Here is an 11,833-nt window from a genome sequence, read left to right as displayed (position 1 = left end):
GCTCGGGCTAGCCCGCGATCGCCTTCACCCGGCGGCCGTAACGCCAGATCCCGAGCCAGCTGAAATAGTTGACGAGAAGCGACAGGCAAAGCCAGAGCAGAGTGGTGAGGTCGTCACCGCCTTCGAACTGACCGGCAAATCGCACGACGCTGATCAGCGACAGGCCGCCGAGAAGGATGCCGAGCAGCCAGCTGTAGGGCCGCCAGAACCCGAACGGCGGGACCTGCAGGTTAAAGGCGTAAGCGACGAGACCGATCGCCGTTGCCAGCGCCATGACCAGGCTGACGCCGCCGAGGATCTTGATCCCGTATGCCATCTCGTCCCAAAAGCTCAGGAGCAGCGTCGCGCCTATGACCAGGCCGAAAGCAAGGCTGAGCACGTAGAAAATTGCAAATGCCTTCCACATCGCGAATCATCCTGTATCTGCGTTGGTGGCAGCTTCGGCGGTGATGGGCGCCTTGTCTATCGTTCGGCGGGCGAGGTTGTCGCAAGGCCTTGCGCCTCAAACGGCCTGCATGCCGCCCGCTCTCTCATTCTTTCACCGGAGTGCTTGGCGCGCTGACGTTCCGCTGTCAGCCCATGGCGGCCGGCTGCTGCTCTATGCGGCGGCCATAGCGCCAGACGCCGAGCCAGCCGAAATAGCTGAGAAGGAGCAGGAACAGCAAACCGAGGGAGGCCGACAGCAGGCCTTCGTCTCCGGGCTGGGGGCTGGAAATGAGCGTGACGAGATCCCAGGCATCGGCCATCAACGTGTAGAGACACCAGCAGGCGAGAACCCAGCTGAATGGCCGCCAAAATGACAAGGGCGGGACCCTCAGGCCGAAGGCATAGGCAAAGACGCCTATCATGGCAGCAAATTCCACGGCCAGGCCCGCATAGAACAGGGCTCGGTCGGCGGACGACAGCTGCACCGCGATTTCAGGGGGTAGCGTGACGAAAGCCGATGACAGCATGAAAATGAAAAGCAGCCCATAGAGAACTGCAAACGCCTTCCACATCGCGACGCCTATCTCCCAACCAGAATGCTTCGTCCGTCCTCAGAAGAAACGGGGTTTTGCCGCAGGATCCGCACCAGCCTGGAATAGATCCTGCAACGCTTGCCTCTACCGCGCTTGCGCCGGTTGCTGTGCCATGCGCCGTCCATAGCGCCAGACGCCGAGCCAGCTGAAATAGTTGAGAGCCAGGCCGAGCACCAGCCAGATGAGGTTCGTGACGCCCACGTCGCTTCCGGCCGGGATGGTGGCGAACATCTGTGCGAACCGCACGACGCTGAGCAGCGACACCAGCAACTGATAGACGCCGATGAGCCAGCCCAGCGGCCGCCAGAGCCCATAGGGTGGGGCATTCAGGTTGAAGGCGTAGGCGACGAGCCCGACGGCGGTCAACAACGCCATCACGAAGGCCACGGAAGCCAGGCCAAGGCCGATAGTCGACATCGGCACTGACCGGCCCGCCATGATGTAGCCGCCAAGCAGGACGCCGAACGTCGCCAACAGGCAGTAAAAAACAGCAAACGCCTTCCACATCGCAAATCATCCCCCAAGCATGCAATGCCTGCCATCTTGGGTCGTGTCGCGACACTTGTCATCGTCTGGCGGGCAGGAGCGTGGCTTTTGCCTAATCCGCGCTCAGCGCCACCGCCGGCTGCAGGCGCGAGGCGTTGCGGGCGGGCAGGAAGCCGAAGACGAGGCCGGTCAGGAAGGCGCAGGCAAAGGCGAGCGCCACCGGGCCGAGGGTGAAGGAAACGGGCATGCCGAACTGGCCGGCAAGCGCGCCGGTGCCAAGCCCGAGCGCCACACCGAGCGTGCCGCCGATCGCCGAGACGACCAGCGCCTCGATGATGAACTGCAACAGGATATCGCGCTGGCGGGCGCCGGTCGCCATGCGCACGCCGATTTCGCGGGTACGCTCGCTGACAGAAACCAGCATGATGTTCATGACCCCGATGCCGCCAACGAGCAGCGAGATCGCGGCGACCGAGGCGAGGAACAGTTTCAGCGTGTTCGAGGTCTCGGTGAAGGCCTCGCGCACGGAGGACATGTTGGTGATCTGCGTGTCCTGGCGCTTGTGGCGCTGGTCGAGCAGCGCCTGGATCGTCTGCTGCGTGATGTCGATCGCCGAACCGTCCTTCACCTGAACGGTGATGGTTCGGATGTTGCGCTGGCCGAAGAGGCGGATGCTGCCGGTCGAAAGCGGCACCAGCACCACGTCGTCCTGGTCGTTGCCGAAGGAGGTAGCGCCCATTTCCGCCATCACGCCGATCACCTGGAAGGGGATCTTGTTGACCAGCACGTATTGCCCGATCGGGTTGTCGCCGTCGGGAAAGAGCGTTTTCACGACCGTCTGGCCGAGTACGGCCACAGGTGCGTAGGTGTCCATGTCGTTCTGGTTGATGAACTCGCCCTTTGCCATCTTCCAGGATTTGGCGGTGGTAAACTGCGGTACGGTGCCGTTGGCGGTGGTCTGATAGTCGACATTGCCGCGGCGAAGCGTGACGGAGCTCGTCATCTCCGGCACGGCGAAGGCGACGTTCGGAACGTCGAGGATTGCGTCGGCATCCGCGGGCACCAGCGTCACGTTGCTGCCGCCGGCGCTGCCGCGGAAATTCGCCATGCTCGGCCGCACCACCAGCAGATCCGAGCCCATCGACGAGATGCGGCTCAAAACGGAATCCTGCGCGCCGGTACCGATCGCGAGCATCGCGACCACCGAGCCGACGCCGATGACGATGCCGAGCAGGGTCAGGATGGTGCGGAACAGATTGGCCTTCAGCGCCCGGAACGCCATCTTCACCGCTTCGGTGACGTCGGCGATCGCGGCCGAGCCTTCGCTGACATGGCGGGCGAGCGCGGCCGCCCCTTCGGCGTTGACGCGGGCTTTCTTGGCGCGGTCGGCGACGATGCGGCCGTCATGGATCTCGATCAGCCGGTCGGCCTGTTCGGCGACCTCGCGCGAGTGGGTGATGACGATGACCGTGTGGCCCTGCTCGTTCATGTCGCGCAACAGCGCCATCACGTCGGAGCCGCTCTGGCTGTCGAGCGCGCCGGTCGGCTCGTCGGCCAGGATCACCCGGCCGCCGTTCATCAGCGCGCGGGCGATGGAGACGCGTTGCTGCTGGCCGCCCGACAGCTGGCCCGGCCGGTGGTCGAGGCGCTCGCCGAGCTTCAGCGCTTCAAGCAGCGCCTCGGCGCGGTCGTGCCGGTCGCGGGCGGACATGCCGGCGTAGACGGCCGGTACCTCGACATTTTCTTTGGCGCTTGCTGTCGGGATGAGGTTGTAGCTTTGGAAGACGAAGCCGAAGGTGCGGCGGCGAAGGGCCGCGAGCTCGTCACTGTCGAGGGTAGCGACGCTCTCGCCATCGATCAGGTAGTCGCCGCCGGTCGGCTGGTCGAGGCAGCCGAGTATGTTCATCAGCGTCGACTTGCCGGAACCCGACTGGCCGACGATCGCCACGAACTCGCCCGCCTCGATATCGAGCGACAGGCCGTGCAGGACCTCGACGGCGAGGTCGCCGTTGAAATAGGTCTTGCTGACGTGCCTGAGTGAGAGAAGCGGGGTCATGGCCACTATCGAGCTTGGATCAGAACATCGGCGGCATGCGCATGCCGCGCTGGTTTCGGTTGTCGCGGGCGTTGCCGCTCGCTGTCGATCCGGTGCTGACGACCACCTTCTCGCCCTCCTGGAGGCCGCTTCTGATCTCGGCGCTGACGCGGTTGCGAATGCCGACTTCGACGTCGCGGGTTTCGAGCGCGCCGGAAGCCGCAACCACGGTCACCTGCGCCTTGTGGGGCTCGCTTCCGGTTCCGTTTCTCTGGCCGTCACGCCGGCCGTTACCTTGGCCGGCGGCATCGCCGCTGCCCTTACCCGGATGGCTCAAGGCGCCGCTCGGCACGATCAGTACATTCTTGGCGGCGGCTTGCACGAAGAACACCTGGGCGCTCATCGACATCATCAGTTCGCCTTCGGGATTGGGCACGTCGAACAGTGCGTAATAGAGCACGACGTTGTTGGCCGTGTCCGGCATCGGCTGGATCTGGCGAAGCTTGCCGGCAAAATGTTTGCCGGGCTGGCCGAGCAGGGTGAAATAGGCATCCATGCCGACCTTCAGCCGGGTGACGTCTGCTTCCGACACCTGCGCCTTGACGGTCATGGTCGAGAGGTCAGCGATGGTGACGATGGTCGGCGTCGTCTGGTTGGCGTTCAGCGTCTGGCCGGCCTTGGCCGGGTTGGCGACGATGGTGCCCGAGATCGGAGCGTATATCTTGGTGTAGCCGAGATCGACCTTGTCGCCGGCAAGGGTCGCCTGCTGCTTGCGGATCTGCGCCTCGATGGCGTTGACGTCGGCCTCGGCGGCGGCGAGATCGGCAATCGCCTGGTCGAGCGTCGATTGCGCCACGCTCCGGGTTTCGACGAGATTGCGCTGGCGGTCGATATTGGCCTGCTTGAGAACCAGCTGCGCCCTCTTGGAAATGAGCTGGGCCTGAAGGTTGGCAAGCTCCGCCTGGTCGATCTCGATGCGGTTCTCGATGGTGGCCGGATCGATTTCGGCGACGAGCTGGTCTTGCGTAACCGTGTCGCCGATCGCCACATGCAGCGCCTTCAACTGGCCGGAGACCTGGGCGCCGGCATCGACGGAATTGACCGCGTCGAGCGTACCGACGGCGGTCACGCTGTTTTCGATGTCGCCGCGGGTCACCACCTCGGTCACCATTGCGGTCGAGGCCGGGTTCTCTCCATAGCGCGTCCAGCCGTAATACCCGGCGCCGGCGACGGCGAGGATGACGGGCAGCCACAGCCAGGCTCGCGAGCGGCGCCTGCGCTTCACCGTCTTCACCGCACCGGGAATGAAGGTGACGTTGGGCGCCGCATCGTCGCGGGGCGTGGTGTCGGCTCGCGCCGTCTTGGCTGTCTTGTTCATCGCTTGCGCCTAACCGGCATCGCCGATGCCAAAATGGATAGGTTCAAAAATAGAAGCGAATGGACCCGGCGAAAAGCATTGAGATCATTATATTTTCGTAATCTTCGCCATCTGCATGGCAAGAGAAAGGCGCCCGCGGCTGCGGACGCCCGTTTTCGAAGGGAACGACGGGTCTCTCAGCTGCGTGCCGCAATCAGCGCGGCGACATTGACGACCGCGCCGTGGTGGTCGGCAAGGCCGGCAAGTTCGGCCTCATGCAGGGCACGGGCGGAGATGGTGCCGCTTGCCGATGGCAGGTCGCGTGTGGTGCAGGCATCGGCTGCGATGGTGATGCCGTAGCCGAGATCCTTGGCGGCGCGGGCCGTCGACGACACGCAATTGTGGGTCATGAAGCCGGCGAAGATCACCGGCGTGCCGGCCGGCCCAATGATTTCGGCAAGGTTGGTGTCCGAAAAGCCGTTGGGCCGGATCTTCTCGACCACCGCTTCGCCGGCGATTGGCGTCAGCGCATCGACGATCGCGCCGCGGTGCGCCCCCCGGTCGAACATGCCGCCGGCGGCCCCCTTATGAGCGACGTGGATGATCTTCGCGCCGGCGGCGCGAGCGGCGACCAGCAACTGCCGCGCCTTTTCGATCGCCGCTTCCGGCTCGACCAGGCGCACGGGGCCGGCCAGATATTCGTTCTGGTAGTCGATCAGCACCAGCGTCGCTTCGCCAAGCGGCGGCGGGGCGAGCGTGACGCCGGCAAGTGTGAAAAGGGTTGCTGCGGGCGCGGAATCGGACATGGGAAGGCTCCTTGTTTGTGCGGACGGCGCAGGGGGGGGCGGTGGAAGGCAGCCCTGGCCGGGCGGTGGTTTCGGGGCCGTAGCCCTGGCGTTGGTTCGTCGAAGCGGTCGGTCTATGGGCTTGATCTTAGCGGCTGCGTTGACGCAGAGTGATCCGAATTTTTCGGAGGACTATCTGCATGAATGCAGGGGGATGGGCGGATCTCGAACTGCTCGATCATCTGGTGCGCGGTGCGACGCTCAGCCAGGCGGCGCGCTCGCTTGGTGTCGACCAGACCACGGTGTCGCGCCGGCTTGCGGCGCTGGAGCGGCGGGTGGGGGCGGCGCTCTTCGACCGCATCGACGGCCGGCTGACGCCGACGCCGGTGCTTTCCCCCGTCGTCGAGCGGCTTCGGACGATCTCGGAGGAGGCGTCGCTGTCGCTGGCGACGCTGCTGCGGCGCACGGCGGAACTGCAGGGCCAGGTACGGGTGACCAGCATCGACTTCGTCTTGAGCGCCATCCTGGCGCCGGCGCTTTCCCGCCTCGAACAGCGCCATCCGGGCCTCACCCTCGATCTCGTTGCCGACAACCAGATGCTGAGCATCGAGCGGCGCGAGGCCGACATCGCCATCCGCATGGCCCGCACCGGCGAAGACAGTGTGCGGGTGAAGAGCCTCGGCACGCTGCGTTTCCGCCTGTTCCGGCCGAGGGGGCAGGGAGAAGGCCCATGCCCGGTCGTGCGCTACGGCCCGGCACTCGCCCATGTGCCGGAGATGCAGGCGCTTGACCGGCTCAGACCGGATGCCCGCGTGGCGCTGACGGCCGACAAGCTGGAGATCCTGATGGAGGCGGCCCTTTCGCTCGGCGCCGAACTGATGCTGCCGGAGGTTTCGGCCTCACGCGATCCGCGTTTCGAGGCGGTGGACGAACCGGGGGCGGCCGCCGAGCGCCCGGTCTATCTGATGATGCACCCGGAACGGGCGCGCGTGCCGAGCGTGGCGGCGGTCGCGGCTTTCATCGAAGAGGCGGTTCGGGGGTGGAAGTAGGTGTTGGTTGAGGCGCGGTGTTCGCGTGTCCAGAGGCATTGCCCCGCTCATCGGGTTTAACCCGAGGAATAACCATCTCCCCGCGGGCGGGGATAGGGGACGTGCCATGCTGCCGGCACCGCGAACGGGGTCCGCGATTAGCGGGAAATCGGGCGGGCCTTGTTGGGCGAGTGGGTGCCGCCAGGCGGAAGAAGGGCCCCTTCTGAGCCACACCATCGTAGTGACGGCGCAGGCGATCATAACATTGCCAGCGGTCACCGAACGGACTATTGAAGGGCTCCAATCTCGAGGTTTGCCATGAACATGGTTCCGAAAATTGCAGAACGACGACGCTGAAGCTCTCAACGCTTTTGCGCTCCTTTTCATGCAATTTCAGGAAATGATCCATGTCCGTCAAATCGGCAGCACTCGCAGCCCTTGCTCGCGCCTATGAACTGAACGGCCTTAAAGCCGAACCCTCCATCGCCCGGTCGACACGGCCCGAGTTCGGCGATCTCCAATGCAACGACATGATGCGGCTGGCAAAATCCGCCGGCCGGAATCCGCGCGAACTTGCCGCTGACGTTGCCGAGGCGGCGCGCGGCGAAGAATTCGCGGAAGTGTCCGTCGCCGGTCCGGGTTTCATCAACGTCCGGCTGACGGATGCGGCGGTTGCCGCGGAGGCGACGGCGATGCTGGCCGATGGATCGCTTGCCGCCGAGAAGGTGCAGCCGCTGCGCACCATCATCGATTTCGGCGGACCCAACGTCGCCAAGGCGTTGCATGTCGGGCACCTGCGTTCCTTCGTCATCGGCGAAAGCCTGCGGCGCATCCTGCTTGAGATCGGCCACGACGTGCTGTCCGATATCCATCTCGGCGACTGGGGCCTGCAGATGGGCAAGCTTCTGTTAGGTGCGGCCCTGGCCGCCGGATGGAAAGCCGGCGACCCCGCGCCCTTCATCGATCCCCGCGCATTCGATGCCATGACCGTCGATGAACTTGGCCTTCTCTACAGGTCGGGCAATGCGGCCTGCGAGGACGAGACGTCGCTTGCGCGGGCGCGGATGCTGACCACGAGACTGCAGGACGGAGATCCACTCCTGACCGCGGCCTGGGGGCGCATGCGGGCCATTTCCCTGGTCGCGATCTCGGCTACAGCACAAGTGCTAGGGGCGCATTTCGACCTGTTCAAAGGGGAAAGCGATGCGCATGCAGAAGTCGTGCCCATGCTTGCCGACCTCGTTGCCCGCAAGCTCGCTCGGGAGAGCGACGGTGCTCTTGTCATCGATGTCGCCGGTGACGGACTTCCAGACAATGCACCACCTCTGCTTCTTCAGAAGAGCGACGGCGCTGCGCTTTACGGCACGACGGATCTCGCGACGCTGCGCCAGCGGGTGCGCGATCTCGGTGCAGAGCAGATCGTCTATTGCACCGACGACCGGCAGGCGCTGCATATTGCCAGCGTGTTTTCGGCGGCGCGGACGGCAGGTTATGCCGATGGCGTCGAACTGCGGCACGCGACCTTCGGCACCGTTCGTGGCAGCGACGGCAAGCCCTTCAAGACCCGCGACGGGTCGGCCGCCTCGCTCGGCGACATGATCAATCTGGCGCTTGCCAAGTCGTCGGAAAAGGTGACTGAAGGCGAGGCGGCCACGGCCGTCGGTCTCGGCGCCCTGAAGTTTACCGACCTCTCCACGCCGCGAAACACAGGTTATGTTTTTGACATCGACAGGATGACCTCCTTCGAGGGGCGGACGGGTCCGTATCTTCAATATGCCTACGCCCGGATCTCATCGATCCTGGACAAGGCCGAGGAGGCGGGCATGGTGCCAGCCGAGATGGTCTCCATCAGCCATCCGTCCGAGCGGGCCGTGCTGATGGAATGCCTCTGGTATCCGCATGCGCTTTCGCAGGCGGCGCAACAGCTCGAATCCTTCGAGATCGCCGACCGGGCCTACCAGGTGGCAGATGCGTTCAGCCGCTTCTACGCGGATTGCCCGGTGCTGAAGGCAGACGATCCGTCGGGTCGGCTTGCCACATGCAGGCTGGTCGCAAGGGTCATCGGGAAGTGCCTCGAGCTTCTTGGAATGGAGCCGGTGCGGCGTATGTAACGTTCGGTTGGCCGACCTCGGTGATCAGGCCGCCGAAAACTCTTTCACCAAGGCGTCGATCGCCCCGGGCGCCGCGCCATCGATACACCGGATGTCGGCGGCTCCGGCAGCCTCCAGCATCTCTCTGTTTTCGCGGATCGAGCGCTCGATGAACTTGTCGATGATCGCGGCCTTCGTCCCGTCCACATCTGCGCGCCGAGATTCTTCCAGCATGCGCCGGCGCAGGAAAGCGTCATCCGCGTAGAGAAACAGGGGGAGGATGTCCTCTTGTTCGAATTGAGCCATATACTCCGGCCGGAGCGCGGCACCTTCAAGCACGAAGGGTTGAGCGTGTTTTAGGCGGCTTTCGATGATCTGGCGGATGCGCGGCCACATGTTTTCGTGGTGCACCTTCAGGAACCAATGGATGGTCTCGTCGGTCAGGCTTGCATAGTACTCGGCGACCTGAGGACGGACCGACGGCCAGGGCCTGCCGGGATGGCGGCCCAGATCGTCCGTCGAGATCAGCTCCCGCCCGAGCGAACTTGCGAGAGCCCTGGCGAGTGTCGACTTCCCGACATGCGAGCTTCCTCCAATCAGGATCCCGAGGGCCGGCTGCTGCATGCGTTGGACTCCATTCCATCGATCGCGTGATCGACCGCGCCACGATCAAACACCTACGTCTGACGAGGGCAGGTCGACCTCCATTCCGTCGGTTCGCACCCTATGGCGCTGCTTCTGCGCCGTCACCGTCGAAATTTCGCCCCTTTGCAAGAATCGTCTTGACGCTCTGGAGAGGCTTCACTAGAAGAATGCGAACCGTACCGTACGGTACTGATCGAGGGCGAGGCAGCGTGCAGATGACTGTGGCGATGAGAGAGGCGAATGCCGGGGAAGGGCTGACGGAACGTCAGGGCGCCGTTCTCGAGCAGGCATTGCGACTTCTCGTCGACGGCGGCGAAAAGGCGCTGACGACGGCCGGCATCGCGCGTGCTGCCAATTGCTCCAAGGAAAGCCTCTACAAGTGGTTCGGCGATCGTGACGGGCTGATTTCGGCGATGATCGGCTTCCAGGCGAGCAAGGTGCGCACGCAGGACGTTGCCGCCCGCGCGCTCGATGCCGAGAGCCTGCAGCGGCATCTGATCGTTTTTGCCAAGGATCTGCTTGAGGTTCTCGCCGGTGACGTGTCGCTGGCGCTCAATCGGCTGGCGATCGGCCAGGCGAGCCGCGACGGCTCCAAGCTCGGCCACATGCTGCAGGAACGCGGGCGTCGGCAGATCGGCCGCCGGGCCGCAGCGCTGCTCGAAGCCGGCCGCAAGGCAGGCCTCTTGACGTTCGACGATGCCGACGAGGCCTATGGCGCGCTTTATGGGCTGATCGTCTCCGACTGGCATCTGAAGATGCTGCTCGGCGAAGAGGCCGGCGAGATGAGACAAAGTTTTGGCCGCAAGGCGGAGCAGGCGGTATCCGCCTTCCTTTCGCTTTACGGCACGAAAAGGTAACGGCCCGCAGCGCCGCGCTTCGAAAGAAGCGCAAAGGTCGCTGCGGCACCAGGAATTGCTGCAGGGCCCGGAGCTCCCGGGTAATGCAGCGGAAGCAACTGACAAACAACGGGAAGGACCACAACAATGCGCGTCTATTACGATCGTGATGCCGATATCAACCTGATCAAGTCGAAGAAGGTCGCCATCGTCGGCTACGGCAGCCAGGGCCGCGCCCATGCGCTGAACCTCAAGGATTCCGGCGCCAAGGAAATCCGCATCGCTCTGAAGCCGGGTTCGGCAACGGCTGCCAAGGTCGAGGCCGACGGTCTCCAGGTTCTCTCGGTAGCAGAAGCCGCCAAGTGGGCCGACCTCATCATGATGGCGACCCCGGACGAACTCCAGGCCGAAATCTACAAGGCCGAAATCGCCGGCAACATCCGTGACGGCGCTGCGATCGCTTTCGCCCACGGCCTCAACGTTCACTTCGGCCTGATCGAGCCGAAGGCTTCGCTCGACGTCGTCATGATCGCGCCGAAGGGCCCGGGCCACACGGTTCGCGGCGAATACCAGAAGGGCGGCGGCGTTCCCTGCCTCGTTGCCGTTCACCAGGACGCTTCGGGCAACGCCCTTGACCTCGCTCTCTCCTACGCCTGCGGCGTCGGCGGCGGCCGTTCGGGCATCATCGAGACCAACTTCAAGGAAGAGTGCGAAACCGACCTCTTCGGCGAACAGGTCGTTCTGTGCGGTGGTCTCGTCGAGCTCATCCGCGCCGGCTTCGAAACGCTGGTCGAAGGCGGCTACGCCCCGGAAATGGCCTATTTCGAGTGCCTGCACGAAGTAAAGCTGATCGTCGACCTGATCTATGAAGGCGGCATCGCCAACATGAACTACTCGATCTCGAACACGGCCGAGTGGGGCGAATACGTCACGGGTCCGCGCATCATCACCGAAGAAACCAAGGCCGAGATGAAGCGCGTCCTCAAGGACATCCAGACCGGCAAGTTCACCTCCGAGTGGATGCAGGAATACAAGTCGGGTGCGGCTCGCTTCAAGGGCATCCGCCGCGTCAACGACAGCCACCAGATCGAAGAAGTCGGCGCCAAGCTCCGCGGCATGATGCCCTGGATCGGCAAGAACAAGCTGGTCGACAAGGCGAAGAACTAAGCCTTATCGAACGGTTGAATGAGAAAGCCGGGGCGCATGCTCCGGCTTTTTTCGTTTGGCATACATCTCCCGGATAGCTTCACGCTTTTCCTGGAATTGGGTCAGACTAATCCCAGAGAAGCCGAAAGACGCCCAGAAAGACCCTTCCGAACAGCTCAAGACATATTTCGGGGAACAGGGCGGCAAAGGCCGCGCCAGCGGTGAAACCAACCAGACCGAAGCCGATTGCGCCGTCCAAGCCGTAACCCTGCCAGCCGTAAAGGGTGCCGAAAGTGGTCGCCGTGCCGACGATCGTCATCCACCAGAGAACCCGGAGGGTGGTCGTCGCATGGCGAATGAACGTATCAAGCGTCTGCCTTCCCTGCCGCGAGCCGGAACACGCTGT

The 11,833-nt window shown here is 64.0% G+C and carries 12 protein-coding genes; 4 read left to right on the top strand and 8 right to left on the bottom strand.

What is annotated here, in order from left to right; translation table 11 throughout:
• Positions 1-7: 7 nt before the first annotated feature.
• From IB277_RS10205 to IB277_RS10180, 6 genes are all read right to left on the bottom strand, one after another.
• Entirely contained in the window at positions 8-406 is a 399-nt protein-coding gene (locus IB277_RS10205; protein WP_034792862.1) for a hypothetical protein, read from the bottom strand.
• Between the two features lie 166 nt (positions 407-572).
• Positions 573-998, bottom strand: coding sequence for a hypothetical protein (locus IB277_RS10200; protein WP_090294226.1), 426 nt, complete (start codon positions 996-998; stop codon positions 573-575).
• 105 nt (positions 999-1,103) lie between these two features.
• The gene (locus IB277_RS10195; RefSeq protein WP_090294225.1) at positions 1,104-1,526 is read right to left on the bottom strand and encodes a hypothetical protein; all 423 of its coding nucleotides are present in this window, start codon (positions 1,524-1,526) and stop codon (positions 1,104-1,106) included.
• 91 nt (positions 1,527-1,617) lie between these two features.
• Complete coding sequence (locus IB277_RS10190) at positions 1,618-3,561, bottom strand: MacB family efflux pump subunit (RefSeq protein WP_090294223.1); 1,944 nt, start codon at positions 3,559-3,561, stop codon at positions 1,618-1,620.
• Between the two features lie 19 nt (positions 3,562-3,580).
• Positions 3,581-4,918 carry an efflux RND transporter periplasmic adaptor subunit gene (locus IB277_RS10185; protein ID WP_192370986.1) on the bottom strand — a complete coding sequence of 446 codons (1,338 nt, stop codon included), beginning with the start codon at positions 4,916-4,918 and terminating at the stop codon, positions 3,581-3,583.
• Between the two features lie 176 nt (positions 4,919-5,094).
• Positions 5,095-5,703, bottom strand: a complete 609-nt coding sequence (locus IB277_RS10180) for a cysteine hydrolase family protein (protein ID WP_060516024.1) — start codon at positions 5,701-5,703, stop codon at positions 5,095-5,097.
• Between the two features lie 179 nt (positions 5,704-5,882).
• Here IB277_RS10180 and IB277_RS10175 point away from each other — a divergent pair, with 179 nt between their 5' ends.
• Entirely contained in the window at positions 5,883-6,731 is an 849-nt protein-coding gene (locus tag IB277_RS10175; protein WP_192370985.1) for a LysR family transcriptional regulator, read from the top strand.
• 386 nt (positions 6,732-7,117) lie between these two features.
• Complete coding sequence (gene argS, locus IB277_RS10170) at positions 7,118-8,821, top strand: arginine--tRNA ligase (RefSeq protein ID WP_192370984.1); 1,704 nt, start codon at positions 7,118-7,120, stop codon at positions 8,819-8,821.
• A 24-nt stretch (positions 8,822-8,845) separates the two neighbouring features.
• Here the strand turns inward: argS and IB277_RS10165 are convergent, their stop codons facing one another.
• Positions 8,846-9,424 carry an AAA family ATPase gene (locus IB277_RS10165; RefSeq protein ID WP_192370983.1) on the bottom strand — a complete coding sequence of 193 codons (579 nt, stop codon included), beginning with the start codon at positions 9,422-9,424 and terminating at the stop codon, positions 8,846-8,848.
• Between the two features lie 230 nt (positions 9,425-9,654).
• On the opposite strand from IB277_RS10165, the gene IB277_RS10160 reads away from it, so the two are divergent.
• Positions 9,655-10,302 (top strand): TetR/AcrR family transcriptional regulator C-terminal domain-containing protein, encoded by a 648-nt coding sequence (locus tag IB277_RS10160; RefSeq protein ID WP_034792897.1) that lies wholly within the window; start codon positions 9,655-9,657, stop codon positions 10,300-10,302.
• A gap of 126 nt (positions 10,303-10,428) precedes the next feature.
• The gene (gene ilvC, locus IB277_RS10155) at positions 10,429-11,448 is read left to right on the top strand and encodes a ketol-acid reductoisomerase (RefSeq protein WP_034792899.1); all 1,020 of its coding nucleotides are present in this window, start codon (positions 10,429-10,431) and stop codon (positions 11,446-11,448) included.
• 106 nt (positions 11,449-11,554) lie between these two features.
• Here the strand turns inward: ilvC and IB277_RS10150 are convergent, their stop codons facing one another.
• Positions 11,555-11,746, bottom strand: coding sequence for a hypothetical protein (locus tag IB277_RS10150; RefSeq protein ID WP_192370982.1), 192 nt, complete (start codon positions 11,744-11,746; stop codon positions 11,555-11,557).
• Between the last annotated feature and the right edge of the window lie 87 nt (positions 11,747-11,833).

The sequence above is a fragment of the Ensifer sp. ENS07 genome, from assembly GCF_014852185.1.
GTDB lineage: Bacteria > Pseudomonadota > Alphaproteobacteria > Rhizobiales > Rhizobiaceae > Ensifer > Ensifer adhaerens.
This window is presented reverse-complemented; position numbering and strand designations above follow the sequence as displayed.